General features: G+C 47.2%; 30 protein-coding genes, 1 other RNA gene and 1 riboswitch. Of the genes, 4 read left to right on the plus strand and 27 right to left on the minus strand.

Going from position 1 to position 25,666, the window contains the following annotated elements; genetic code table 11:
- Positions 1 to 46: 46 nt before the first annotated feature.
- The 3 genes from EL173_RS11425 to groES form a co-directional block, all read right to left on the minus strand.
- Positions 47 to 391, minus strand: coding sequence for a DUF1827 family protein (locus EL173_RS11425; protein WP_005684635.1), 345 nt, complete (start codon positions 389 to 391; stop codon positions 47 to 49).
- A 318-nt stretch (positions 392 to 709) separates the two neighbouring features.
- Positions 710 to 2,344, minus strand: coding sequence for a chaperonin GroEL (gene groL / locus EL173_RS11430; protein WP_005687137.1), 1,635 nt, complete (start codon positions 2,342 to 2,344; stop codon positions 710 to 712).
- A gap of 35 nt (positions 2,345 to 2,379) precedes the next feature.
- Positions 2,380 to 2,661, minus strand: coding sequence for a co-chaperone GroES (gene groES / locus EL173_RS11435; protein ID WP_003567052.1), 282 nt, complete (start codon positions 2,659 to 2,661; stop codon positions 2,380 to 2,382).
- A 152-nt stretch (positions 2,662 to 2,813) separates the two neighbouring features.
- On the opposite strand from groES, the gene EL173_RS11440 reads away from it, so the two are divergent.
- Positions 2,814 to 3,458, plus strand: coding sequence for a CPBP family intramembrane glutamic endopeptidase (locus EL173_RS11440; RefSeq protein WP_005692489.1), 645 nt, complete (start codon positions 2,814 to 2,816; stop codon positions 3,456 to 3,458).
- 78 nt (positions 3,459 to 3,536) lie between these two features.
- The gene (locus tag EL173_RS11445; protein ID WP_005687125.1) at positions 3,537 to 4,595 is read left to right on the plus strand and encodes an LCP family protein; all 1,059 of its coding nucleotides are present in this window, start codon (positions 3,537 to 3,539) and stop codon (positions 4,593 to 4,595) included.
- Positions 4,596 to 4,753: 158 nt separating this feature from the next.
- Here the strand turns inward: EL173_RS11445 and EL173_RS11455 are convergent, their stop codons facing one another.
- From EL173_RS11455 to EL173_RS11470, 4 genes are all read right to left on the minus strand, one after another.
- The gene (locus EL173_RS11455) at positions 4,754 to 5,824 is read right to left on the minus strand and encodes a hypothetical protein (protein ID WP_005692486.1); all 1,071 of its coding nucleotides are present in this window, start codon (positions 5,822 to 5,824) and stop codon (positions 4,754 to 4,756) included.
- The gene (locus tag EL173_RS11460) at positions 5,824 to 6,711 is read right to left on the minus strand and encodes an ATP-binding cassette domain-containing protein (protein WP_015764674.1); all 888 of its coding nucleotides are present in this window, start codon (positions 6,709 to 6,711) and stop codon (positions 5,824 to 5,826) included. The genes EL173_RS11455 and EL173_RS11460 overlap by 1 nt, the downstream gene beginning before the upstream one ends.
- The gene (locus tag EL173_RS11465; protein WP_005687119.1) at positions 6,708 to 7,073 is read right to left on the minus strand and encodes a GntR family transcriptional regulator; all 366 of its coding nucleotides are present in this window, start codon (positions 7,071 to 7,073) and stop codon (positions 6,708 to 6,710) included. The genes EL173_RS11460 and EL173_RS11465 overlap by 4 nt, the downstream gene beginning before the upstream one ends.
- Positions 7,074 to 7,183: 110 nt before the next feature.
- The gene (locus EL173_RS11470; protein ID WP_005687118.1) at positions 7,184 to 7,837 is read right to left on the minus strand and encodes a redox-sensing transcriptional repressor Rex; all 654 of its coding nucleotides are present in this window, start codon (positions 7,835 to 7,837) and stop codon (positions 7,184 to 7,186) included.
- A gap of 218 nt (positions 7,838 to 8,055) precedes the next feature.
- Here EL173_RS11470 and EL173_RS11475 point away from each other — a divergent pair, with 218 nt between their 5' ends.
- Complete coding sequence (locus tag EL173_RS11475; protein WP_014571534.1) at positions 8,056 to 10,008, plus strand: ABC-F family ATP-binding cassette domain-containing protein; 1,953 nt, start codon at positions 8,056 to 8,058, stop codon at positions 10,006 to 10,008.
- A 125-nt stretch (positions 10,009 to 10,133) separates the two neighbouring features.
- On the opposite strand, the gene EL173_RS11480 is transcribed toward EL173_RS11475, so the two are convergent.
- From EL173_RS11480 to EL173_RS11515, 6 genes are all read right to left on the minus strand, one after another.
- Positions 10,134 to 10,460, minus strand: a complete 327-nt coding sequence (locus EL173_RS11480) for a PTS sugar transporter subunit IIB (protein WP_005698355.1) — start codon at positions 10,458 to 10,460, stop codon at positions 10,134 to 10,136.
- 97 nt (positions 10,461 to 10,557) lie between these two features.
- Entirely contained in the window at positions 10,558 to 11,580 is a 1,023-nt protein-coding gene (gene tsaD / locus EL173_RS11485) for a tRNA (adenosine(37)-N6)-threonylcarbamoyltransferase complex transferase subunit TsaD (RefSeq protein ID WP_005687115.1), read from the minus strand.
- 35 nt (positions 11,581 to 11,615) lie between these two features.
- Positions 11,616 to 12,149 (minus strand): ribosomal protein S18-alanine N-acetyltransferase, encoded by a 534-nt coding sequence (gene rimI, locus EL173_RS11490; protein ID WP_005687114.1) that lies wholly within the window; start codon positions 12,147 to 12,149, stop codon positions 11,616 to 11,618.
- Positions 12,133 to 12,855 (minus strand): tRNA (adenosine(37)-N6)-threonylcarbamoyltransferase complex dimerization subunit type 1 TsaB, encoded by a 723-nt coding sequence (tsaB, locus tag EL173_RS11495; RefSeq protein ID WP_014571535.1) that lies wholly within the window; start codon positions 12,853 to 12,855, stop codon positions 12,133 to 12,135. The genes rimI and tsaB overlap by 17 nt, the downstream gene beginning before the upstream one ends.
- Before the next feature lie 182 nt (positions 12,856 to 13,037).
- The gene (locus tag EL173_RS11500; RefSeq protein WP_005692472.1) at positions 13,038 to 13,643 is read right to left on the minus strand and encodes a hypothetical protein; all 606 of its coding nucleotides are present in this window, start codon (positions 13,641 to 13,643) and stop codon (positions 13,038 to 13,040) included.
- A 531-nt stretch (positions 13,644 to 14,174) separates the two neighbouring features.
- Positions 14,175 to 14,693 (minus strand): folate family ECF transporter S component, encoded by a 519-nt coding sequence (locus tag EL173_RS11515; protein ID WP_005687111.1) that lies wholly within the window; start codon positions 14,691 to 14,693, stop codon positions 14,175 to 14,177.
- A 37-nt stretch (positions 14,694 to 14,730) separates the two neighbouring features.
- Positions 14,731 to 14,825, minus strand: a riboswitch (THF riboswitch).
- A 464-nt stretch (positions 14,826 to 15,289) separates the two neighbouring features.
- Here EL173_RS11515 and EL173_RS11520 point away from each other — a divergent pair.
- Positions 15,290 to 16,264 (plus strand): asparaginase, encoded by a 975-nt coding sequence (locus tag EL173_RS11520; protein WP_005692468.1) that lies wholly within the window; start codon positions 15,290 to 15,292, stop codon positions 16,262 to 16,264.
- An 88-nt stretch (positions 16,265 to 16,352) separates the two neighbouring features.
- Here the strand turns inward: EL173_RS11520 and EL173_RS11525 are convergent, their stop codons facing one another.
- From EL173_RS11525 to EL173_RS11590, 14 genes are all read right to left on the minus strand, one after another.
- Positions 16,353 to 17,096: an acyl-[acyl-carrier-protein] thioesterase gene (locus tag EL173_RS11525; RefSeq protein WP_005692466.1), complete on the minus strand. Its 744-nt coding sequence runs from the start codon at positions 17,094 to 17,096 to the stop codon at positions 16,353 to 16,355.
- Positions 17,097 to 17,159: 63 nt separating this feature from the next.
- Positions 17,160 to 18,017: a 16S rRNA (cytidine(1402)-2'-O)-methyltransferase gene (gene rsmI / locus EL173_RS11530; protein ID WP_014571536.1), complete on the minus strand. Its 858-nt coding sequence runs from the start codon at positions 18,015 to 18,017 to the stop codon at positions 17,160 to 17,162.
- Between the two features lies 1 nt (position 18,018).
- On the minus strand, positions 18,019 to 18,357 hold the full coding sequence (locus tag EL173_RS11535) for a DNA replication initiation control protein YabA (RefSeq protein ID WP_005687107.1): 339 nt from the start codon (positions 18,355 to 18,357) through the stop codon (positions 18,019 to 18,021).
- 4 nt (positions 18,358 to 18,361) lie between these two features.
- Positions 18,362 to 19,339, minus strand: a complete 978-nt coding sequence (gene holB, locus EL173_RS11540) for a DNA polymerase III subunit delta' (protein ID WP_005692463.1) — start codon at positions 19,337 to 19,339, stop codon at positions 18,362 to 18,364.
- On the minus strand, positions 19,339 to 19,668 hold the full coding sequence (locus EL173_RS11545) for a cyclic-di-AMP receptor (RefSeq protein ID WP_005687105.1): 330 nt from the start codon (positions 19,666 to 19,668) through the stop codon (positions 19,339 to 19,341). The genes holB and EL173_RS11545 overlap by 1 nt, the downstream gene beginning before the upstream one ends.
- 56 nt (positions 19,669 to 19,724) lie before the next feature.
- Positions 19,725 to 20,372, minus strand: a complete 648-nt coding sequence (tmk, locus tag EL173_RS11550; RefSeq protein ID WP_014571537.1) for a dTMP kinase — start codon at positions 20,370 to 20,372, stop codon at positions 19,725 to 19,727.
- Positions 20,373 to 20,618: 246 nt separating this feature from the next.
- Entirely contained in the window at positions 20,619 to 20,882 is a 264-nt protein-coding gene (locus EL173_RS11555) for a YaaL family protein (RefSeq protein ID WP_005687103.1), read from the minus strand.
- Positions 20,882 to 21,481 (minus strand): recombination mediator RecR, encoded by a 600-nt coding sequence (gene recR, locus EL173_RS11560; protein ID WP_005687101.1) that lies wholly within the window; start codon positions 21,479 to 21,481, stop codon positions 20,882 to 20,884. Before recR ends, EL173_RS11555 begins: the two co-directional genes overlap by 1 nt.
- A gap of 127 nt (positions 21,482 to 21,608) precedes the next feature.
- Positions 21,609 to 21,917, minus strand: a complete 309-nt coding sequence (locus tag EL173_RS11565; protein WP_005687099.1) for a YbaB/EbfC family nucleoid-associated protein — start codon at positions 21,915 to 21,917, stop codon at positions 21,609 to 21,611.
- A gap of 16 nt (positions 21,918 to 21,933) precedes the next feature.
- Complete coding sequence (gene dnaX / locus EL173_RS11570; protein WP_005692458.1) at positions 21,934 to 23,631, minus strand: DNA polymerase III subunit gamma/tau; 1,698 nt, start codon at positions 23,629 to 23,631, stop codon at positions 21,934 to 21,936.
- Between the two features lie 144 nt (positions 23,632 to 23,775).
- An RNA gene (gene ffs / locus EL173_RS11575) (signal recognition particle sRNA small type) lies at positions 23,776 to 23,862 on the minus strand.
- A 16-nt stretch (positions 23,863 to 23,878) separates the two neighbouring features.
- Positions 23,879 to 24,385 (minus strand): tRNA adenosine(34) deaminase TadA, encoded by a 507-nt coding sequence (gene tadA, locus EL173_RS11580; RefSeq protein WP_014571538.1) that lies wholly within the window; start codon positions 24,383 to 24,385, stop codon positions 23,879 to 23,881.
- A gap of 190 nt (positions 24,386 to 24,575) precedes the next feature.
- Positions 24,576 to 24,902, minus strand: a complete 327-nt coding sequence (locus tag EL173_RS11585) for a hypothetical protein (protein WP_005687093.1) — start codon at positions 24,900 to 24,902, stop codon at positions 24,576 to 24,578.
- A gap of 56 nt (positions 24,903 to 24,958) precedes the next feature.
- A complete protein-coding gene (locus tag EL173_RS11590) occupies positions 24,959 to 25,555 on the minus strand; it encodes a class I SAM-dependent methyltransferase (RefSeq protein ID WP_014571539.1) in 597 nt (198 codons plus the stop codon).
- Between the last annotated feature and the right edge of the window lie 111 nt (positions 25,556 to 25,666).

Raw genomic sequence — 25,666 nt, forward strand, 5'->3', positions numbered from 1 at the left:
AAAAGCGATCACTCTTTCGTCTGACCGAAAAAGTAACCGCTGGCAATTAAGCCTTCTCGACTATCACAACATCATGAACCTTTAGCTTGCGATGGACTTCATGTTCAATCTCGCTTTTGGCAGCATGATCGATTTTCAATTCATCTTTTGGCGTATCCGGCAATAACTTTTCCAAGACAAAATCAATCTCGGTATCTTTGATTGTCCGTTTATCATGCGTCAGCACAATGTCAATCTGGTCAAAGCCTTCGACATAATAAACATGTACTGAACCAAGTGTGTAAAGCTCAAAGTATTTAACCGGCTTGCGACTATAGAGATAACGCATGGTATTCGGTAGCATTTTATGCAGGCTGGCGTTAAGTCGAATCGGATTTTGAACTAGTTTCATATCAACCGCTCCCTTTGCTAATGTGAGCGCGAGAAATTCATTAAACGGACCCCACGCATTGCTTGACTGTCGCTATCCTGGCAACTTTAAAATGATAACCAAGATGACTTATTTATTTTATTTTACCAAGGAAAGCCGGTCAATGCCTATTATTGCGCTTAATGCCGCTCAGTTGCCATCTTTATTTGTTAATCATGGTCATCTTGTTTCACGCCTCAATGATCGTCAGAATTAACCGAATCTGTTCCTTATGTACAACAAAACACCAGCCCGGTTGGGGACTGGTGTTTTGTTGCAGCCTTAAACGCCGAGGCGAAATTACATCATACCGCCCATGCCAGCTGCTGGGTTTGCGCCGGCAGCGGCAGCGTTGTTATCTTTTGGTTCAGGCTTGTCAGCCACAACTGCTTCTGTTGTCAGCAACAGTGCTGCAACTGAGGCAGCGTTTTGCAATGCAGAGCGGGTAACCTTGGTTGGGTCGATAATACCTGACTTAGCCATGTCTTCCCATTCGCCGGTTGCAGCGTTATAGCCGATGCCTTGCTTTTCTTTCTTCAGCTTTTCAACAATGACAGAGCCTTCCTTGCCGGCGTTTTCGGCAATCTGGCGAACTGGTTCTTCCAGTGCACGTTGAACAATGTTGATCCCGGTCTGAACATCGCCGTCTTCTTTCAAAGCAGCAACAGCAGGCAATACGTCTACCAAGGCAGTACCACCACCAGCAACATAGCCTTCTTCAACCGCAGCACGGGTCGCGTTCAAAGCGTCTTCGATCCGATACTTACGTTCTTTCAGTTCGGTTTCCGTTGCGGCACCAACCTTGACAACAGCAACCCCGCCAGCTAACTTAGCCAAGCGTTCTTGCAGTTTTTCACGGTCGAAGTCGCTGGTCGTATCAGCAATCTGCTTCTTGATGATGTTAACCCGTTCAGCAATAGCATCCTTGGAACCAGCGCCATCAACAATGGTGGTGTCGTCCTTGGTAACCGTAACCTTGCCTGCACGGCCTAATTGTTCAATCTTGGTATCCTTCAAATCCAAGCCAAGATCGGAGCTGATGACAGTACCACCTGTCAAGGTCGCAATATCTTCAAGTTGAGCCTTGCGCCGATCGCCAAAGCCAGGTGCTTTAACGGCAACAACATTGAAGGTGCCTCGAATCTTGTTCAGAACCAAGGTCGGCAGTGCTTCACCGGCAACATCGTCAGCAATGATCAACAGTGCCTTGCCTTGTTGCACGATTTCTTGCAAGAGTGGCAGAATATCTTGAATATTGGAGATCTTCTTGTCGGTAATCAGGATATATGGATCATCCAGATCAGCTTCCATCTTGTCGTTGTCGGTAACCATGTACTGGCTCAGATAGCCGCGATCAAACTGCATCCCTTCAACAACAGAGAGTTCAGTATCAATCCCTTTGCTTTCTTCAATGGTAATCACACCATCATGGCCAACTTTTTCCATCGCGTCAGCAATCAGGTTGCCGACTTCTTCATTAGAAGAGGAAACGGAAGCAACTTGGGCAATTTCCTTCTTGCCGTTAACCTTGTGGCTGATCTTGTGCAATTCGTCAACTGCAGCCTTGGTTGCCTTTTCGATCCCGGTCCGAATGCCGACTGGGTTAGCACCGGCAGTGACGTTCTTCATGCCTTCACGAATAATGCTTTGTGCCAAAACCGTTGCGGTGGTCGTACCATCACCGGCAATATCATTAGTCTTGGAAGCAACTTCTGCGACTAACTTAGCACCCATATTTTCATAGTGATCTTCCAAGTCAATTGACTTTGCGATCGTGACACCATCATTGGTGATTTCCGGTGCACCATAGCTCTTGTCCAAAACAACATTGCGGCCTTTTGGTCCTAACGTTGTCTTAACTGTGTTTGCTAACTGATCCACGCCACGCAGCATTGCGGCACGTGCATCCTCAGAGAATTTAATTTCTTTTGCCATTGTTTTTATTCACCTCAAAATTGATCGATTATTTTTTACGCAATTGCCATAATGTCTTTTTCGTGCAGTACGAGGTAGTCTTGACCTTCATACTTCACTTCAGAGCCGGCGTATTTGTCGTATAATACAGTATCGCCAACTTTAACGGCCATTGGCAGACGCTTGCCTTCCGGTGTCAAAGCGCCTTCACCTACAGCAACAACTTTGCCGGTTTGCGGTTTCTGTTTTGCATTGTTGGCTAAAACGATGCCGCCAACGGTTTGTTCCTCTTCTTCAACGACCTCGACAATCACGCGATCTCCTAATGGTTTTAACAAGGCAATCCCTCCACATTACATTTTTTGATTTAGCACTCGTTGCGTCTAAGTGCTAACTACAAAAGTAACTATAACGAGTTTTGCGGGTGAATGCAACCCCCAAACTCCGGAATGTTATACTAATTTCAGACATTTTTTAAAAGGAGTCGTTTATGTCACTTCAAAAACATGCTTTTTCTATTATTGGCGCCTACTTGGTTGCCTTCATCGCTAACCTCCTTATTTTTCAGATATTGCCGGTTGGGCGCCTTAGCCTTGGTATTGTTACCTTAATCAGTATGGTCGCACTCATTATCGCGATTTTGAGCGAGCGTAACTTAGTGATTGCCAACGCGATTGAAGCACCTGGCGTTCTTGCCCCGCAGCAACGCGTCTTCTGGGGCGTAATGGGCATTGCCGGTGTTTTGGCAGCGCAACTGGTTGGTTCGTGGCTTGAAACCATTTTATTCAAAATGCCGCAAACCAGCAGCCAAATTCATCAACAGCTTTCCAGTATGACGACTAATCCTTGGTACTTTTTGACCATTGGCTTAGCATTGCCGATCTTGGAAGAGTTGGCTTTTCGTAAAGTTCTGTTCGGTAATCTCGTCAATGTCACCGGTATCTTTGGCGGCGCGCTCATCGCCAGCCTCCTATTTGCCGTGACCCAACCCGGTGGCCACTGGCTTAGTGCAACTCTGGTCGGGTTGGTACTTGCTTACGATTATCGCCACACCGGCGCCATCAGCACACCGATCATCGCCCATGTCGGTGCCTTATGGATGGTTTGGCTTTATTACATTGCCCATGCCCTATAAACGTAACCGAATATTAATCGCACCCATCACCACAATCTCCTATAATGGAAAATAATGCTTTTACGAAGGAGTTAAATTATGGAGACCCGCTCAAATCACCGTCAGCGTCAAAAACCCCGCCGATTTCACTGGGGAAGACTCATCGGTTTAATCCTTGTCGTCGGCCTGTTTACAGTCGGAGCTTATGCGTTGCGCTTATACAGTCAGGCAAAATATGCGATTGACAATACATACCATGCCACCAAACACGTCAGCACGGATATTGCCCAAAAGAAACCATTTGCTGTTTTGCTACTGGGGGTTGACACGGGGGCAGACGGACGGATTGAAAAAGGCAACTCGGATACGATGATTGTTGCCGTCATTAATCCCAAGACTAAAAAAACCACCATGGTCAGCATTCCGCGGGATACCGCTGCTGAACTGATTGGTACCAAAGAATTCAATATGCAAAAAATCAATGCCGCTTATAACGTCGGCGGTTCGGACATGGCCATCAATACTGTCTCCAAGCTGGTCAATGTCCCGATTTCTTACTACTTAACCATTAACATGGGCGCACTTGAAAAGGTAGTCAATGCAGTCGGCGGGATTGACGTTAACGTCCCATTTTCATTCCAAGACCCGTATACCGGCAACCAGAAATTCACTAAAGGCAACATGCACCTAAACGGCAATATGGCCCTCGCTTATTCCCGAATGCGTCATTCAGACCCAGAAGGCGATTACGGGCGCCAAAAACGCCAGCAACAAGTGATCAAAGCTATTTTGAAAAAAGCCATATCAGTGGGATCACTCGGTAATTTCACCAAACTTATGGACACGGTTTCCAAGAACATCGCCACTAATATGAGTTTCGCAGATATGCAAAGTATCTTCTTGAATTATCGTGATGCCGCCAAGACCATCTCAACCGATCATTTGCAGGGCGTCAATGCCTGGGTCGGGGACGGCGCCTATCAGATTGCCTCCGATGCGGAAATGCAGCGAGTCTCAAATAAACTCCGTACAGCTCTCGGCTTACAAACCGAAACGATTAGCAATGAAGAAACCAAACAAAACGCGAAGAACTCGCAATTTGACTTTGAAGCCACAACGGATCAAAACTACATTATTTATACCCCTTATGATCGTTAATGGCAGTTAACTAGTTAACTGTCTGGCCAAACAATCATCAAAATCAATCAGGACCCACAAAAAAGTCGGCTCCGACGTGCATGAAAATGCAGCGCTGGAGCCGACTTTTTTACGCCATAAAGGTATGTTTGCATAAACTTCATGACTTAAAGCTAGCTTCAAACTGTTTTGGTTTTCAATGATGTTTGCGATCCTACATGTTCTCGCCGCTGCCACCATACGCCTAGCCCAATCACCATGCCAATTGAGACAACATATGATATTAAGCGATTTTGTAAGATCCAATCATCAAACGTATACGGAATCACCACGAGTGCGTATGCGAGAATTAACCATCGCAGCTTCGGCAACAATAGGACATCGCCTGAATGTTCTAGGGAAATCCGATCAAACAACCACCTTATCAGGAAATAACCGCCGACACTCGCCAGTATCGCCCCGATAAATAGTACCCAAAAAAGTTGGTTGCCACTGGGAATCAGCGTGTGCCAAAAGCTCTTTTTGACTGGGCCGTAAAATCTAATCGAATTTATAAACCGTTCTATTGCGCTCATGCCAAACCACGTACCAAACAAGCCAAAAACGCCCATCCAAAATGGCGAGGCAAAGATCGTGCCAACCCCAATGCCGACTGTAAACATAAAACTGTTGACGGCGAGATTGAGTAATAATGCACCCACAATATTAGCCCCGCTGAGACCGACATACATCGCAGGTACGGCGGCATAAAAGCCTAAAAGCGTGATCCCAATACCGACTGTTGTTGCCCCTAATAAATACGCAAGGCCATAGCCATAGCGAACCGAAAACATTTGTCGGCGCCGAAACCGGCTCGTAAACAGTGCCGCATTGAGACCACTGGCCTGATCAACCCCTGCCATCGCCATTCCGACAAGCAAAGGAATAGCATACGAAACAATTGTCATGCTATACGCAATGAAAGAAGGCGAGTAAAGTTTGTGCTTATCTTGCGGAGCGATTAAATACTTTTGTTCTTCTTGATATTGGCTATAAGACATCTTGGCAAACGTTGTATCGTGATTCTTTGCGGACTGCTTTTTCATAATCGCAAAATCTCTAGGACTCATCATGTACTCCTGACGATTTTGGTAGCCCTGTATCGTTCCGCCGAGATTGAGAAATGCCAGTAAAACAACAAATACAAGTACCACCCGCAGCAAAACTTTATGCCGTGATTGAACCAGCTTCAATAATTGATGGTCATACATTATTTCACCCCCGAATGATGTGGTCGAAATTCGACTTTGAACAAATCTGACAGCGATAACGGTAAATTCTCATTGAGGACTGGCTGTTCTGCTGCCAACTTTGCTTGAATCTCCTGATTGAAATCCGGGAAAACCGCCTCAATCACCCGCCCGCGAATATTCAGGATTCGGCCATACTGCTTGACTACTGCCGGAATTTTATTGGTTTTAAACACCAACTGTAACTTCACCGCTTGCTGCCGAACATCTTCAAGGGTCAAATCGCGACTGATGCGCCCACCTTTAACAAACAAAACCCGATCGGATAAGCCGTCCAACTCAATCAGATTATGTGAGGCAATCAGAAACGTACGCTGGCCATCTGCAACCGCATCCACAACCAGATTGACGATTTTTTCCCGAATCAAAACATCCAAGCCATCGAATGGTTCATCCAAGAAAACATAAGGTGCCTGACTCGCTAAAGCCAACGCGACCATCACCAGTGCCTGATAACCTTTAGATAGGCTCTGGAAACGGGCGGTTCCATTTAGGCCAAACTTTTCAATCAAGTGCAGAAACGCGGCTTGGTCAAAGTCGGTATACAGCAATGCGTAGTTGGCGGCAATTTTAACCAGTGAATATTTGCGGAAAAACAAATGCTGTTGATCCAAATAAAAAATAGCTTCTCGCTGGGCCGGTTCGGTTGCCAAATCATGATCGTCAACCTTCACCGTTCCGCCATCCGCAATATACTGATGGGTGATGGTGCGAAAAATGGTGGTTTTGCCAATACCGTTGGGACCGACTAGACCGACGACCTGGCCGCGCTCTAACGAAAATGTAACGTCTTCTAGCACCGGTCGCTGATCAATCTTTTTTTGCAAATTCGTGATGGTGAGACTCATGCAGGTTCCTCCTTTTCATTTAGCCAGGTATGCAGCGTGGCAAGACTGATACCGAGACTCTGTGCCTCAACCACCAACGCATCAAATTTAGGGCGAAAGGTTGCCACTGCTGCTGCGTTGGCATGTTTCAACGGTTCGGCAATAAACGAGCCACGTCCCGGTTCAACAAAGATAACCCCGTCAGCTTCAAGCTGCTTGTACGCCTTCGCGACCGTGTTAGGATTTAGCTGTTCTTGCTTCGCCATTTCCCGTACGGACGGTAATTTGTCACCTGGCTGCATGATGCCTTGAACGACTCTGGCTTTAATTTGGAGCACCAGTCGTTCATAGTAAGCCAAGTGAGCATAAGACTCAGTCGCCATGACCGCGCCTCCTTTCGTATTATGTGTACTATTATACGCAGTACACTAAAAAGTGCAATATAAAAACGCCGCTTGCCTGCTAAAGGTAAACGACGCCATTATGGTCTTATTCAGGCTTCTGGTTCGTTGAGCGTTGGCCCATAATGTTCCAGGAAGTAAATCAATGTTTGCAACTCGGTGGCTAAATCCACATTCTGCACGCGAACATAACTCGGTACCGAAATCCGAATCGGGGTAAAATTCATGATCCCTTTGATACCTGCTTTAACCAAATCATCGGTAATGTGCTGAGCAGCATCAATTGGCACCGTCAAGATCACAATTTCAATTTGCTGATCTTTAATCTGTTTAATCATTTCATCCATCGGGTAAATCGGAACGCCGCTTTGAATCGTTCCAGCGAGCTTAGGATTAATGTCAAAACCGGCGCTGATCCGGATGTTGTTTGCCTGTCGAAAATTATAATTCAACAACGCATGCCCCAGGTTGCCGACCCCGACTAAACCGACATTGGTAAGTCGATCCTGATTCAGAATCTTTTTGAAGAAATTGAGCAAATCCTTCACATCATAACCATAACCGCGTTTGCCGAGTGCACCGAAATAGGAAAAATCACGTCGAATCGTCGCCGAGTCAACCTTTACCGCGTCCGACAGTTCAGTTGAACTGATCTTGGTTGTCCCGGAATTAGCCAAGAAATTCAAGTATCGGTAGTACACGGGTAGGCGTTTCGCCGTTGCTTTGGGGATGATCGTTTCCGCCATGTAAGCAAGCCTCCTGTAGAAGTATTCCCATGCAGAACATGTGAACTGTCCAACATAGTATCTTCTGCTTATATTAGCTGGTTTATGGCCTGAACGCAAGCGGATACATCTTCACAAGCAGATTTTGCCAGCTAAATGTATCGGCGGGGAATGCGCGCCCATGAACGAAACTATGTTATATTAGGTCTTAACGATTAATTGTGAAAGAAGGTATTCCTGTGATCATTTTGCAGGCACAACAAGTTGGCCGCAGCTTCAACGGCAATGAATTATTTGCCAACGTGAACCTGGAGATCCAAGACGGCGCCCGCATCGGCCTTGTTGGTCCCAATGGCATTGGCAAAACAACGCTGCTGGAAATCCTGACCGGTATTGCTCCCCCGGACGCCGGTCAGGTCACCACCATGAAGAATCTATCAATTGGGTATTTAGCTCAAAACTCCGGGCTTGATTCCGACAAAACGATTTTCAAAGAAATGCTGACCGTCTTTGCTCCGCTTCAAGCGATGGCGCGTCAAATCCATGATTTAGAGGCCAAACTTGGCGATCCTAAACTGATTGCCGATCAAGCTGCTTTTGCGGCCACTATGAAACAATACGATCAACTGCAGCATGACTTTAATGAACAAAACGGTTATGGCTACGAGGCCGAAATCCGTTCGGTTCTACACGGCTTTCAGTTCGGTGAAGACACCTATGATAAACCCGTGGGTACTTTGTCCGGTGGTGAACGCTCACGGCTAGCATTGGCCAAACTGCTGCTGGAAAAACATGACTTGATTATCCTTGACGAGCCTACGAATCATCTCGACATCGAAACGCTGAGCTGGCTTGAAGGTTATCTCAAAACATACCCCGGTGCGATCTTAACGGTCAGTCATGATCAATATTTTCTTGACCACGTTGTCACGGAAATCTATGAACTGGATCATCACCACGCAACCCATTACAAAACCAACTACAGCGGCTATCTCAAGCAAAAAGCCGAACGCCAGGCCCAAGCGTGGAAAGCCTATAACAAGCAACAAGAAGAAATCGCCAAACTACAGGATTTTGTCGATAAAAACATTGTCCGCGCCAGCACCACCAAACAGGCACAGGCACGCCGAAAACAATTGGAAAAAATGGACGTGCTGGAAAAACCGACCGGCGATGATAAAACCGTCCATTTTAATTTCACGCCTAATCGACCAAGCGGTAATGAGGTCCTCAAGGTTAATCAGGCAACAGTCGGTTATGAAGCCGATCATCCAATGGCAGGTCCCATCGATTTTCAGGTTAACAAATACGATCGCATCGCCATTATCGGTCCGAATGGGGTCGGCAAATCAACTTTACTTAAGAGCATCTTGGGAAAAATACCGTTCTTAGCCGGCACTGCCAAGTTTGGCGCCAATGTCGATGTTGGTTATTACGATCAGGAAATTCAACAACTCAATCCCAAAAATACCGTCATTGACGAGATCTGGGATGATCATCCGATGATGCCGGAAAAGGATGTACGCGCTGTCCTTGCTGCCTTCTTATTCGGTGCCGATGATATTCAAAAACCAGTGAGCGCGTTATCCGGCGGGCAAAAAGCGCGGCTGGAATTAACCAAGTTAGCGCTGAAACACGATAATTTTCTCGTTCTGGATGAACCGACGAACCACTTGGATATTAACAGCAAAGAAGTGCTTGAGCAGTCATTAAAAGACTTCAACGGTACGGTCTTGTTTGTTTCCCATGACCGTTACTTCATCAATGAACTAGCAACCAACGTTATCGCCATCGCCCCTACCGGCAGTACCACGTATCTTGGCAACTGGGACTACTACCAGGAAAAGCTGGCCGAAACCAAAGCCCAGGCCGAAGCAGCAGCGGCTGAGTCCCCAATGACCAAATCGGAAACGACCGGTGCCACTTCTTATCAGCAGTCCAAAGAAGATGCTCGAGCAGCACGCAAATTGCAGCGTGAAGTCGCGGATCTGGAAACCAAATTGCAAACATTGGAACAACAAGCAACCGCCATTCAAAAGCAAATGACCGCGCCAGATGTTTTAACCGATTATGTTAAAATGCAAAAATTGCAAACCAAACTTGATGCGGTTCAACAGGAAACCAAAACGACCGAGGATGCATGGGAAGAAAAAAGCATTCAACTTGAAACGATGCAAAATGAGTCTACCTAACCCTTTTCGTTTTGATAAAAGTTTGCCGTTGACTGTCAGATGACAAGAATATAAAAGAACTGGTTCCAACAACAAATGCTGCTGTTAGAACCAGTTCTTTTTTTGCACGCTAATTGGTGGGATGTTTAAACCTTTTGATCGAGTAGTCCCAATGCCTGGCGTAAAACTTTTTCGCCATCCATCATCCCATAGGCTTTCATGTCGATTACCGCCATTGGAATCTTTTTCTCGTCAGCCTTGGCTTTAAACTGGCTTTCCATAAACCGGACTTGCGGGCCGAGCATGAGGACCGAAACTGGCTCTGAGGCGAGCTTGTTGTCCGCATCGGCAGCTGCAGTTGCAAAAACATCGACGTCAATACCATCTGCAGCCGCCGCTTTTTTCATTCGTTGTACCAGCATTGAGGTTGACATACCAGCGGAGCAAACTAACATGATCGTTTTTTGAGCCATGGGAATCATCCTTTCGTTAACAACCTTATCAATAAGTTAAGTCTAACCAAAACAGTTAGACAACGTCAATAAAATTGCTGTCGCGGGTGACGATTACTTACGCATGGGCAAAACTCAGGCCGGGATCGGCATTTAAATCTTCAGAAGCGAGATGCCGTTTTGCCAGTTCAATATGAGCTGCAGCCCCAATCATGGCACCATTGTCACCGGTCAGGCGCAATGGCGGCACAATGACATCGACATCGGGAAAATGAACGGCCAAGGTCTCATTCATCGCTTCTTTCAGCCCTTGATTAGCGGCAACGCCCCCGGCAATCACGAGCTGTTTAACCGGATATTCGGTCAGCGCTTTTTGGGTTTTGTGAACCAACACGTCCACCACTGCCGCTTGAAAACTCGCAGCCAGATCTTCACGGCTGAGTGTTTCCCCAATTTGATCGGCATGATGCACCGTATTAATGACAGCTGACTTCAAACCACTGAAGCTAAAATCGAGATTGTCTTCTTTATCCATGGCTCGCGGAAAATGAAAGGTATCATGACCAAGATGGGCCAAGCGATCGACTTCTTTTCCGGCGGGGTAAGGGATACCCAATATCCGGCCGACTTTGTCATACGCTTCACCGGCCGCATCATCACGGGTATCACCGATGATTTCAAATTCACCGGCAGCGCGCATATAGACCAGTTCCGTGTGCCCGCCGGAAACCGCTAATGCCAACAATGGATAGACCAATGGCTTAACAAATCTAGCTGCATAAATATGGCCTGCCATATGATTGACCGGAATAAGCGGTAAGTGATGGGCATACGCAATGGTTTTGGCAGCCGTTACCCCGATCAACAAGGCACCTACCAGTCCGGGTCCATACGTCACGGCAACTGCGGTCAGGTCAGTATAAGTCACACCTGCTTCTTTTAACGCCGCATCGGTCACCAACGTAATCTGTTCCACATGGTGACGACTGGCAACTTCCGGTACAACGCCGCCAAACCGCTGATGACTCTTGATTTGCGTGGCGATAATGTTCGATAGGATTTTGGTCCCATTTTCGACAACGGCCACGCTGGTTTCATCGCAGCTGCTTTCGAATGCTAAAATTAATTCTCTTGCTGCCACATTATTCTCCTCTACAATCACGATGATCGCCGAAATTACGGCAATTCCCGATACATATCCAGCGCATCATCATGGTTGCTGACATAATAGCCTTTTTTAATTCTTCCATCTTGAAAACCTAACGAGTGGTATAACCGTTTGGCAATCTCGTTATTGGTTCTAACCTCGAGTGTGATCTTTTGACTGCCGTAATCAATTGCACGGCCAATCATGAATTGCATTAAAAAGCGACCCAGCCCCATATGCTGGTAAGCTGGATCAACGGCAATATTCGTCACGTGCGCCTCGTTCATGGTAAACCATGTACCAATTAACGCCACCATCTGACCGGCATCTTCAACGGCGAGGTACAACGAATGCCGTACCTTGCGCAGTTCAGAGAAGAAAGCATAACGATCCCACGGCGTATCATGATAAATTCGACGCTCGATGGCCAGCGCTGCGTCAACGTCCGCTTCCGTCATTCGGCGCAACAGATATTCTTTATTGCGAACATTGATCGTCCGCGGTTTAAATTGCAATTCATCAGGCGTCGTGCGTTCAAACCACGACCTAAACTTTCTCAACATAAACATCATGTCCTTTGCCGGGATGCGCCTTAAGCCAGTTGTTTTCGGCTTCTGTTAAGCGTAAATAGCGCGGTACAAAGTCATAAACCGAAACCGGTGGCAAGTCTTTGCCAAGCTGTCCTAGTCGCAATGCTTGGGGCAAATTCAGCCAATCCGGGGCAAAATGTGCCAATCCGCCAAGTGCCTCAATAATCTGACTCCGAAACATGCCAGCATCTACGCCAACAAAAATGACTGGCTGGTGCAAGGTCGATAACTCCGTGAGCAGCAGCGTCAATGGAACATGTCGATCCGTCACCACATTCAGCAGTTTACCTTTGTCCCACTGATAAACCCCCGTGAACACATTATTCCGGCGCGCATTCATAATCGGCACAATCATCGCTTTAGTGGCACTGATGTTTGACGCTAAAACGGCCAAGCTGGAAACACCAACCAACGCAATGTTTAGGGTATATGCCAGTGTTTTCCCAGTGGTGACCGCAATTCGAATACCGGTATAGGATCCCGGACCATCAGCAACGATAATCTTATCTAAATCTTCAGGTTGTAAGCCACTTGCAGCAACCAGTTCGTCAATGGTCGGCAGCAATTGTTCGCTGTGCGTTCGCTTGTGATTAATCGTTGTTTGCGCCAATAATCGATCATTATCCAACACTGCAACCGACATCGCCTCATTTGAGGTATCAAGTGCTAATAATCGCATATTTAAACCTCCCTCCGGCGATACAATCATGGCAATAGTTTATCACAAATAGCCTCGAAGCGTGAGCATGTATATGCAGAGCTTAGAATATAGGTGCGTACTTTTAGTGCTATGATTGAGCAACCAATTGACCGCAAAACCATCACTTTTTGAAAGAGTAGCAGGGTTAGATTAAATCAACATTAAATCCACGCTTGACCAGGATCAGGCAAAGCACCGTTTAAAGCCGCCAGCAAAAGAAGCACGCCACCGACAATAAGCAGCACCTGTAACAAGATCTTAAGCCACAGACGTTGATGAATCACGCCTTCTGGAGTCCAATACAAGTCGGTTGCACTTTGAATTCCAGTGGCTTCATTCTCCGCTAACAAGCGATCGTGTAACCACTTCGCCAACCAAATCCAGGCCAAGCCGGCAACTATAACACTGATCATCACGACCCACAATGCCAGATCACGCGTCGTCAAATAATTCGTAGCCATCACATAAAGACGGCTAATAAACGGCAAATGGCGCAACTCGGTATAAAATTGGTTTCCAAGTGCCACGGCAAACGCCAGCCCGCTGATCCAACTACCAATCAACCCAACTCGGCGAACCAGACGCGCACTCGCATCTTCGCGATACAAGTTACGAATATAAGTCTTCCGCCCGCTACGCACCTGATTCGGATACATCATTTTATGCGTTGTCAATTGCATCGCCACAATCTGCCGTTCCAACTGCAAGGCCCATAAACCGACTCCAGCCAAAGCCAGTGCAGTCAAACCTATCAACAAAAGATACATAACCGGCACCCTTTCTGTATGGTGAGCGTGAGCAGGAGCGCTTAGCAATCGGAGTGTAAGCGGCCTTGGGCGTGATGGCCGAACTTTGGCCATTGCGACCAAGGTCCTTACACGCAGATTGCTGCGACTGCGAACGCGTTATGGTGAGCTGAGCGCGAGCCGGCGCGTTTAGAAACCGGAGTGTAAGCGGCCTGAGACGTGATGGCCCGCTCCTGGCCATTGCGACTCAGGTCCTTACACGCAGGTTTCTGCGCCGGGGAGCGCGTTATGGGCGTAAAGGCGGACTTGTGGCCTCAGGCGTGATGGCCGGGCTTTGGCCATTGCGACCAAGGTCCTTACACCCAGCTTTCTGCGCCGAGTAAATCCCCCGCCTAAACCTTTGATTGTCTATTCTAACAATTAACGGCCCCACTGACCAGTCAACCGCTCAACCACCTGCTCAACATCAAAAAAGCACCGACCTTCTGCCATCTAATCATGGCCAGAAAATCAGTGCTGTTTTTAGCCGGTTTCAACAATCAACAATGTCAATTAAAGATGTGGCCGAATCCGTTCAACACTTTTTAGCGTTGCGTAGGACAGCGCCGTTTGAATTGGCAACATGACCACGTTTTTAATCGTGCGCGGCCAGATAATACCTTGCCATGGCGTGCCCATCATGTTTAGCCACAGTGTCGTCAAAATAATATTACTAATCAACAACACTAAGCCAACCCCAAGCAATGTCCGAATAACCGAAACCTTCTTACCGTGGAAGAACATCCCGTAAATCATGGCTGCAATTGCTGCACTAAGCGTAAACCCAGGAAAGTTAGCGCCAGGATTAAAGATCATGATCGACAGCTGATCATTCAATGCTGCTGCGGCTGCTGCCATCCATGGTCCGAAATAATACCCCATTAAGATAGTGGCAAAAAAAGCAGGACTAATCTTCAACCACGGGGTGCCAAAAGAAAAACGGCTCAAAACAATCTGCATAGCCATCATCATGGCGAGATACACAATGTTTCGAGTGGAAAGCTTGGGACTACTAAACGATAAAACTTGCATTAGCTGCAATCTCCTTTTTTGCGGAGACGCCTAAACATCAGGCGAATGCGGAACCTGCACCGCGACATCTGTCTTCGTCTGCCGTTCACATTCCGTTCCGGCAGCACTTAACGCGCAGGTTCCTACTCCTAGATTTTTGTAACGAGTCTTATCGTACACCGAAAATTATCTAAAGGGAACCCCTTAAATGTTCGCATTGCCGTTCAAAAAAGCCGTGGTGAAATTTATCTCACAACTTTCACGGTATTTTCTAGCGTGATACCAACGATGCTGCCAGACTCTTTTGCTAAAATATTGACTCGTAATCACATCTTTCTGGTTGCTCTCATTCCCTCATGTAGGGATTCCCTTAACACTTCACTATCGAAGTGTTTTTTTAATCTTTTATTTTATTAATCACTTTTCAAACACCCGTGGCATCGCTCATCATCAGCTGCGCCACAGTATTTACAGCCAAACGGAAAAAAGTCCAGACTTATTTAGCAGCATTTCAAAACCGCTTACCAGTGGTTTTGACACGTGACCATTTTAACAGTCACGCCTGGAAAAAAAGCCGTATAATGAATCTCGATAACGTGTGAAAGGAAGATCCAATCGTGACCAAACACATTCTTGTTTTACATACTGGGGGCACCATCTCCATGACCGAAACTCGAGATGGCGATATTATGCCAAGTCAGCATAACCCCTTACTTGGTGCCGACAGCTTTGTTCCTGCCGGTGTTGAACTGACAAATGAAGAAATTTTTAACTTACCTTCACCGCATATGACGCCTGAACGGATGCTGACCTTGGTTAAGCGTATCCGCCGCGCCGAAAAGGAAGGGGCAGATGGTGTGGTTGTCACACACGGTACGGACACACTGGAAGAAACAGCCTATTTCCTTGATCTCACCCTTGATTCGGCAATGCCCGTTGTTGTGACAGGTGCCATGCGATCGAGTAACGAAATTGGCAGTGATGGCCTGGAAAACCTCCAAAGTGCGATTAAAACAGCTGCCAGCGATGAATCGCGGAACAAAGGGACTTTAGTGGTCATGAACGATGAGATCCACACCGCCCGTTTCGTGACCAAAACCCACACCACCAACGTCGCCACCTTCCGCACCCCGACATTTGGGCCAGTGGGATTGGTGACTAAAGATGGTGTGCGCTTCTTCCAGGAATTAATCAATCAAGAAGTCTGTGCGATTGATCATCTTGTTGATCGGGTTTTCTTAATCAAGGCTTATGCCGGAATGGACGGCACTTTATTTGATGCCTTACCGGATAATATCAACGGCCTTGCCATCGAAGCGCTTGGTGCCGGTAATCTTCCTCCCACAACACTGCCAGCCATTCAGCGCCTGTTAGACCGTCACGTTCCGATTGTGCTAGTTTCCCGTTGTTTCAATGGCGTCGCCCAGGCCGTTTACAATTACGAAGGCGGCGGGGTTCAGCTTAAAAAAATGGGCATCATCTTCTGCCAAGGTCTCAATGGACAAAAGGCACGCATTAAGCTGCAAGTGGGCCTAAGCGACGGCAAACGCGGCCAAGCATTGGCTGACTTTGTGGATAATGCTGTGAGTTAAGTTTGGGCAATTAAAAAAGCAGTCCTAAGTGATGAAAATTGCTTAGAACTGCTTTTTATTCCCAAACAAAAACTTTTCCCTGCGATGTTTAAGCACTGAAGTCATCCCAGATCATCTGTGCCTCGGCATTCACCTGGTCATTGGTTACAACCCGATGCAAGGTGCGCATTGGATCATCAGGATCATGTTGAAATTGCGCGGTTGGCGTGGTGCCATATGCTACTTCACGTTCATATCGAATATCTGCGCCCCGTAAAGTATGCGTGCTCAAGAAGTCATACCCTAGGCTGTTTTCCATCCATTCCAGATAATGAGCGTTATTCACATGACCATTGCTATCAATGTCAAAATAACGAACATGAAAAGCTTCTTCACCATCCGGATCGGTCACCTTTTTAAACCGTGGGAACCGATTGATTTTACGATTTGAAACGGCTCCGACACGTTCAACCAGTTCAGGGATCACATCGACAATTTTACGGGTGCGCAAATCCATAATCACCCAATTGCTGCTCACTGAAACCAACCGATTGCCTTGCGCATCATCGATCCAGTAATCGCGGTAAGTAAAATACTTATTGTAAGTGGTGGCTTCCGTGCCGACACGTAACCGTTCTTCAATCTTTGGCATACGGTGGATATCCATGTGATACTGGGTGATCACCCACCCGGCATGAAACTCACTGATCGCATCAATGCCGGCATGCAACTGCTCCAATTGGCGTTCCGACACTTCCAACATGACATTCATCATGTTGGCCAATCCGGCGCGACCAAATCGATCTCCTAGAAAACCCGGAATTCGATAATCTTCTTCATAAACTGCTCCCATGAAAACCCCTTCTCTTTCAAGCTCGGTTTTGTCTCAGTCCTCAGATTCTAAAAATATATTCGTTTACTTATCCAATTCATGATAAGCATCATAAACCACTTGCTTAGCCACGCCATTTTGCTTGGCAACCAGCTTGATCGCAGCATTGGGCTTGGCACCGGTTGCCACAATCGCTGCCACCTGTTCTTTAAGCGGCAATTGACTGTTAACAGCCGGTTTGTCCGTCGCGCCGGCTACCATGATGACAAATTCGCCTTTTAATTCGTTAGCTGCATAGGTTTGTAATTCCGTTAACGATCCGCGAATAAAGGTTTCAAACTTTTTAGTCAACTCCCGCGCCAAAGCCGCCTGCCGATCGCCAAACACCGCTACCATCGCCGCAAGCGTTTTGCCTACTCGATGGGGACTTTCATAGAATAGCAAGGTCGCCGGTTCGCTTGACAGCTTTTCTAACACGCGCTGCTTTTCTCCCGTTTTGCGCGGTAAAAAGCCGTAAAATAAAAATGGCTGCGGTGGCAACCCTGACGCAATCAATGCGGTAGTGGCCGCATTAGCACCCGGCAGTGGAACAACCGGTATGCCGGCTTCAATCGCCGCGTGTACCAATTCTTTACCGGGGTCCGAAATAGACGGCATGCCAGCATCACTCACTTGTGCAATGGTGACACCGTTTTGCAGCTTTGCGAGCAGTTCGGGAATGCGCATTTGGGTATTATGCTCATGGAATGAAATCGTTTTGGTAGCAATCTCAAAATGGTTCAACAACATCTGGGTATGCCGGGTATCTTCAGCCGCAATAAGATCAACCGTTTTCAAAAGCTCAACTGCGCGAATCGTCATGTCAGCTAAATTGCCAATCGGCGTCGGGACTAAATATAACGTACCGGTTGTATGGGTACCAAAGCTTCGTTGCTGCTCCAAATCAATTCTCCCCATAAATAATATCAAGACAAAACGCACATGGCTCGTCATTGACCCGGCGCTGGCCATAAAACATTGGGCAAACATGGAAGCCTTCATTATAGAGGCTTTCTAGGTTTTGCTTTGACTTTGATAGTTCAACGCCGCCGTCACTGGTTTTGTTGTCGTCTTTTTCCAGTTCAGCCAAGTGTTGACGCAGATGCTTATTCTCGATTTCAAGTTCCGCATTGCGTTCAAGCGTCTCCGCCATATCATCTTTCATCGCCGCAATTTCCTTGAGCATCTGCTGGGCGTGTTTCTCAAGGACTAGGAAACCATCGTACAGTTCTTTCTTTTCCACAAGATCACCCTTCTAAGAGTTTAAGCATTAACTGTTCTGTTGCCGATTGAAACGTCACATTCTGCGTTAACCGCACCTGTGCTGTCAAAATAGCTTGTAAGGAAGCGGTTAACTGGCGGCTTGATAACTTAGCCAAAATGCCAATTGCAGGAATGTCCAGCTGCTGCGGGGCATTCACTTGAAAATGACGATTTAAGGCATCCGCATAAGCCAGTCCGATCAATGCCAAGACTTGTCGCTGTGCCTCGGCATCTTTGGCAACCGGCAGTAACTGGGTTTGCACGCGCACGAAACTTTCCGGATCATGATCAGCTAATCGGTCTAATAACTGAAAAACCCGATTAACCCGATCCTGAAAATCATCAGACGCCAATAGTTCCTGCGCTTCACTGACATTACCGGTTAAGCGCCCTGCCACTCGCGCCAGCTGCGAATTGGCTCCGCCTTCTTCCAGCTTGGTAATCACAGCGTTACGATCCGGACTCTGAAAAGTAATCACCTGTGCCCGCGATAAAATTGTCGGCAATAACTGATTCTTAGCCGTCGCCGTTAAAATCACCGTCATCCCCGGAACCGGTTCTTCAAAAAATTTTAGCAGTGAATTGGCCGCTCCTGCCGTCATTTTATCAGCATCTTCCACAATAAACACGCGCTGATTGCCTTCAACCCCGGTTTTGCTCATTTCCTGTTTCAAGTTGCGAATGTCATCCACCTTGATACTTTGCGTACTGGTTTTGAGCATCATCACATCCGGATGATTATGGTTTAAGATGCGCTCGCACTCAGGACACTCGCCACAAGGAGCACCGTCTTGGACATGCTGGCAAAATAGGCGCAGCGCAATCCACTCAGCCAGCGCTAACTTCCCTGCTCCTTTTGGCCCCACAAACAAATAGGACTGGGCCAATTGGTGCCGATCAATGACGCGGGCAAATTGGGCAACAAGCTTAGGCTGCAGCGTGTTAATCAGAAAATCAGCCATTAGAAGCGATGAAAGGCTTCAATCGGCAGCACGAAGACGGTAGCCCCACCGACTTGAACCTCAACCGGATACGCAATCGAACTATCTGATGTCGCATCAAGATTAACTGGCGGCGTCATAAATTGTTGCCGCGTCTGGGAAGTCTCTTTAATAATCTTAAGCACTTCATCAACCCGTTCGTCAGCGACACCGATAATAAAAGTGGTGTTGCCGGCTTTTAAAAATCCACCAGTCGTCGATAACTTGGTCGCTTGAATATTAGCATCAATAAATTGGCTGCTTAACAGGTTACTATCTTTGTCTTGAACAATTGCAAGAATCAGCTTCATAATATCCTCCCTGCGCTAGTTAGCATTGTCGCACACGACCTAGCGCATTCCATTCCTTACTTCGCAAATAACTCCGGGAACCGCTCTGTAATCGTCATAAACGCCGCAGTGACAACCGCCGCAAGTGGCTGAGTCGCATCAACGGTGACGATTCGCTTAGGATTATCGGCAACCAGTTTCATGTACGCAGCATGAACCCGCTCGTGAAAGGCCAGACTTTCCTGATCAAGGCGATCATATTGACGTTCGCCTTGATGAGCCATGATCCGATCCAAGCCCACCTGTACAGGCACATCCAAATAAACGGTCAAATCCGGTTCCAGCCCCGCGGTCGCAAATTGGTTCATTTGTAACACCGCTTGCGTACCGATTTGCCGGCCGCCACCTTGATAAGCAACGGAACTGTCGACGAATCGATCACAAACAACGATGTCCCCGTGAGCAAGCGCCGGCTGAATCACTTCAACCAAGTGCTGGCGCCGTGACGCTGCGTATAGCAATGCTTCCGTGCGTGCATCCATGGCCGTATTCTTGGGATCAAGAATCACATCCCGAATCATCTCGGAAATTTTCGCGCCCCCGGGTTCACGGGTAAGATGCACAGAAGTAACCGAACACGCCTTTAATTTAGGAATTAATGTATTCAAGACGCTGGTTTTCCCTGCGCCATCGGGACCTTCGAAGGTGATAAAAGTGCCTGTCACGATATGCCGCTCCTTTTTTGGAATTAAGTCCATTTTACTTGAAATGTTTCACAATTAAAAACTTATCTTTAAATCCGTTTCATAAAAGTCATGCACCAAGACTTACAGCGACATAAAAACGGTAAATGCTTAGATCTGAAAAAGAGATCATCACCATTTACCGTTAATGTGAAATATCGCGTGCTTCTAACATCACCGCGAAGCACTTGTCCCGACCAAAAGGAAACCGGTTCGAGCAGCTGACTGTTACTGATCCCGGAACTCCGCAATTTGTTCAGCCGCAACTTTGGCTACAATTTCACCCTTGATCTTGCGGGTGCGCGCCTCACGATAGAGAAAATCGAATAAAGCTGCTTGCAGCGCGACTTGTGATTTTGTCTGGTCATCAACCTCACGGAAAGTTGCCACGAGCTTCCGTTGTGCCGCCATCTGATCACGAACTCGATAAACAAGCATCATGAGTTCTTCGTCTTTTTCTTCTTTGACCTTGATCTGCTTGCGTCCGAACATTACAGCTCAGTCCTTCCTTCAACCGCCTTCATTAAGGTCATTTCATCGGCATACTCAATATCGCTGCCAACCGAAAGGCCATGAGCTAAACGCGTCACTTTAATCCCAGCCGGCTTGATAAGGCGCGCAAGGTATTGGGCTGTTGCTTCCCCTTCTGGCGTTGCATTGGTCGCAATAATGACTTCCTTGACGGCGGTATTCTTTTTCAGCCGCTTCAAAAGGCTTTCAATGTTAAGGTCTTCCGGGCCGCGACCCTCGATTGGCGATAGCACCCCATGCAACACATGATAAAGGCCATGGTAGTCTTGAGCCCGATCAATACTCATGACGTCTTTGGGCTGTTCGACGACCAAGATGGTGCTTTGATCGCGATTTTTGTCACGACAAATTGCACACGGATCTTCATCGGTAATATTGCCGCAGATCGAACAATAATGCAGATCTTCTTTAGCCGCGACCAGACTTTTAGCAAATGCCGTAACATCGTCTTTGTTCATATCAATGGTATAAAAAGCCAGTCTAGTAGCTGTTTTAGCGCCAATGCCGGGTAAGCGCATATAACTATCAATTAACTTACTGATCGGTTCCGGATATTGCATAGTAACCCCTCTTGCTAAAATCGTGATCGCTATCGTGCTAAATGACGAACAGCTTTATCATCTACATGATTCGACTAACCGCCATTAACCGCGGCGTCTTCGCTTACAGAATCCGCTTGATGGTGGGTTACATCGGAAGTCCGCGTGTATACTTGCCAAGTTTATCCTGCGTTTGCTTGTCAATGTCGGCCATTGCCTGATTGACTGCTTCAATGATCAGATCCTGCAACATATCCGGATCATCCGGATCAATTGCTTCCGGTTTAATCTGAATATCTTTCATGACTTTCTCACCGCTGAATTTAACGGTCACCATGTCAGAAGCAGATTTACCTTCGAATTCTGTCGCGTATAGTTCTTTTTGCGCGGCCTGCATCTCTTTTTGCATTTTCTGCATCTGCCGCATCATACTTTGCATATTACCCATTCCACGCATATTTGATCATCCTTTACTAGTCATTTTTGATTGTCACATTAGGTGCATCTTTGCCAAAAAGTTCAGTCAGTTTACTGACAACCGGGGGCGTCTGTGGCTTAGTCTCTTTCGTTTCTGCCTTAGCTGCCGGTGCCTTGAGTTCCTGAATATATTCCTTGCGAATGGTCGGCCAGACATCGCTTTGTACCAAAACAATCTTGGGCTGCTTGCCGGTCAACTTCTGCAATCCGGTTTCCAGTTCTGTCATTAAGGCCGCATCGTTCATGGCCCGTTCAACTAAAATATCATAGTCGAAGCTGACAATCACGCCATCCGGACTGGCTGCTACCGGCTCACTGACTTTCATCATCGCACGTTTGGTAATACTCAGCATTCCCAAAAGGTCAGGCCAGACATCTTTTAAATTGGTTAAATCCTGCTTGGTTGCCGCGCCGAGAATCGGATAAATTGCCTTACGATTAACATGATTGGCTTTTTGTTTTTTGACTCGGCGGGTACGCGGTGGCGGTGCAATCGTACCACCATTTGCTTCTACCCGCTTAAGTTGATCGCTCAACTGTTTGACTTTGGCCGATAGCTGCTCAAGTTGCGGCGTCACGGCGGGCTCAGGCGCAGCTTCGACAACCGGTTTAGCGGTCTCGCTTAGCCGAACCGTGGCAACTTCCAGATAAATTTCCGGGTGATTGGTCATCCGCAATTGTTGCTGCGTCGTATTTAACACGTCAATCATATGGTAAATCTGCGCCGGTTTGAAGTTTTCACTCAAAATCTTGAATTGATCGTCTAGCAGGCTTTTTTCTAACTCGCCTAATAACGCAGGTGCTTGTTGATTGACCAATAAATCACGCAGATACTCAATCAGGTCTTCAATGAGGCGACCGGCATCTTTACCGGCTGCCAGCAAGTCCTCGACCATTTTCAAAGCCTGCGCATGATCCTTAGCCAACACCGCCGCCAGATATTTGCCTAAAACGGCTGTGGTGACGCCACCGGTGACATCAAGCGCATCCTCAGTCGTCACGTGATTATCGCCAAAACTCAACACTTGATCCAGGATTGACAAGGCATCACGCATGCCGCCTTCAGCTGCTTTGGCAATGACCTTGAGTGCTGCATCATCATAGGTGATCTGCTTGTCATCAAGGATAAAGCGCATCCGCTTCACAATATCTTCTGGCGTAATCCGGCGAAAATCAAACCGCTGCGTCCGCGAAATAATCGTTGCCGGAATTTTATGCGGCTCGGTGGTTGCGAGAATGAAAACCACATGTGCTGGCGGTTCTTCTAACGTTTTTAATAACGCATTGAACGCACCGGTTGATAACATGTGTACTTCGTCAATGATATACACCTTAACGCGTGCTCGTGTCGGCGCATACTTGGCCTTGTCGCGAATGTCCCGAATTTCATCGACGCCATTATTGGATGCAGCATCGATTTCAATCACATCGGTCAGACTGCCATCGTTAATCGCCTGACAAATTTCACAAGTATTGTCCGGCTCACCATCTTCAAGGTGTAGACAATTTAACGCTTTGGCCAAAATTTTTGCGACCGATGTTTTCCCGGTTCCCCTGGGGCCAGTAAAAAGATAGGCGTGACTCGTTTGTCCGGTGATCAACGCATTCTTCAGCGTCTTGGTAATCGCATCCTGCCCAATAACATCCTTAAATTGCTGCGGGCGCCAGACCCGATACAACGCTTGATAACTCACCTTTTCGCCCCCTCATGAATGGCTTAACATTTCAATCGTTTAGCATAAAGCCTCGTTCTAGTTTACCATAGCCAAGCCAGAAGATGCCTTGTATTCTGACAACAAAAACGGCCGCTTTATAACAAAGCGACCGGTCAATTTCTCAATAACAAAAGGCACATGACGAACCTACCTTAGTGCTGCTTCCTTCCGGACCTGACACAATTCGGAAAGCCATCATTGCCTTAAGGCCTTGCGGCAAAAACCATTATACCTGATTTTGATCCGTTTGACCAGCCTGTTTGGCCGCTTTTCGTTTTGCCCGGATCGCACGGAAAAAATCTTGCAATAAGGCAGCACTTGCAGTGGCTTGAATCCCGGGAACAACAGCAACTTGGTGATTGAATCGGGTATCTTCCAGCAAATTATAAAAAGTACCCGCTACCCCTGCTTTCGGATCAGTCGCACCAAAATAACAGGTAGCAATTCTTGCATTAATCATTGCCCCTGCGCACATAGGACAAGGTTCTAATGTGACAAACAAACTGCAATCTTCTAAACGCCAGGTGCCAAGTTGACGGCAGGCTGCCTGAATCGCCAATATTTCCGCATGCTGGGTTGCATCCTGCGTCGTCTCGCGCAAGTTATACCCACGACCTATGATTTGCTGGTCATGCACAACGACGGCTCCAATTGGCACCTCGCCGATAGCCGCTGCTTTTTTTGCTTCGACCAGTGCCGCGATCATATATTGATTGATTTCCGAATCCGTCATTGCCATCGTGAAAAAGCGGCCTCCATTTTAGTGTGATTATCAGCACAAGCCTCCAGCGGGTTCATATACCGCCAAACTCGCCTCATACCGGTTCTTCTTATTGTAACCATTTAAAAGAACCGCCCACAAGGAAATTTTCCCATGGCCGGTTCTTTTTAGATGCTTGATTCTTTAAAACTGTTTCAAACGCTCAACGACTCAATGCTGCTTTCAAGCGATCAAATGCGGCCAGCCCTTGTTCGCGTGCTGATCCGGCATACTCACTGGCGCTGTCTTTGAGGCTGCGCAACTTATCACTGACCCGGAGCAGATTGGCCACGTCATCATCGCTTAATTTGTCCAAAATGCTTTGAACCCGCTCATTGTCACCAAAAATCTTCTTGACGAAGCCTTCAACCTGTTTCCGCTGATGCCTGCGTTCAAAATATTCCGTTAAATTCTTGGCACAAACAAATGCGCCGGTTGCAATGACAGCAGCGGCAACCGCACCTGCTGCTAGGTACTTCGAATTTGCCATCTAAATCTGCTCCTTTCTATCCTAGTATGAGTGTACCACGTCACGTATTAAAACTGTTATTTACTCGCTTTGAGAATGTAATAACCGTGCTCTTTCTTAATAACTTCCGCGTTGGCATAAGTGGCTTTCATTAACTTTAATGCAGAAGGCGCACCTTGCTTTTTTTGAATGACCGCATACAGCTGGCCGCCTGGCAAAAGATGCGCGGCTGCTCCGGAAAGAATGCCGGAAACAATGGCTTTACCGGCACGAATCGGCGGATTGGTCACGACGACCGCAAACTGATCATCAATGCTGTCGTACATAGAACTTTCGATGATCGAAACATTGGTGATGCCATTATCAGCCGCGTTTTGCTTTGCCAAGGCAAGTGCCCGTTCATTGACATCACTCATCGTCACTTGCCGGTTCGGAAAATGCTTTGCCAGTGCCAACCCGATTGGCCCATAGCCAGCGCCAACATCAAGAATCGGCCCATCAGGCAAGGTTTCGGCCAAGACCGCTGCAATCAGTACGCGACTGCCGAAATCCACGGTATGCTTTGAAAAAACGCCGTTGTCCGTGGTGAAACGCAAACGATGACCGCCAAGTTCGAAATCAAAAGTGCGTTCATCGTGGGCAAGATCAGGATCGTTCGTATAATAATGCTGCATAAAAACCTCCTTGAACATGAGCATGCGTGCAACTCGGCACAGGTAGATCCGAGCAAACAATCGCGTTTAGATTTACTTTAACGACTATTTTACACTTTGTCTGCAAGCATG

The sequence above is a fragment of the Lacticaseibacillus rhamnosus genome (assembly GCF_900636965.1).
GTDB classification, from domain to species: Bacteria; Bacillota; Bacilli; order Lactobacillales; family Lactobacillaceae; genus Lacticaseibacillus; species Lacticaseibacillus rhamnosus.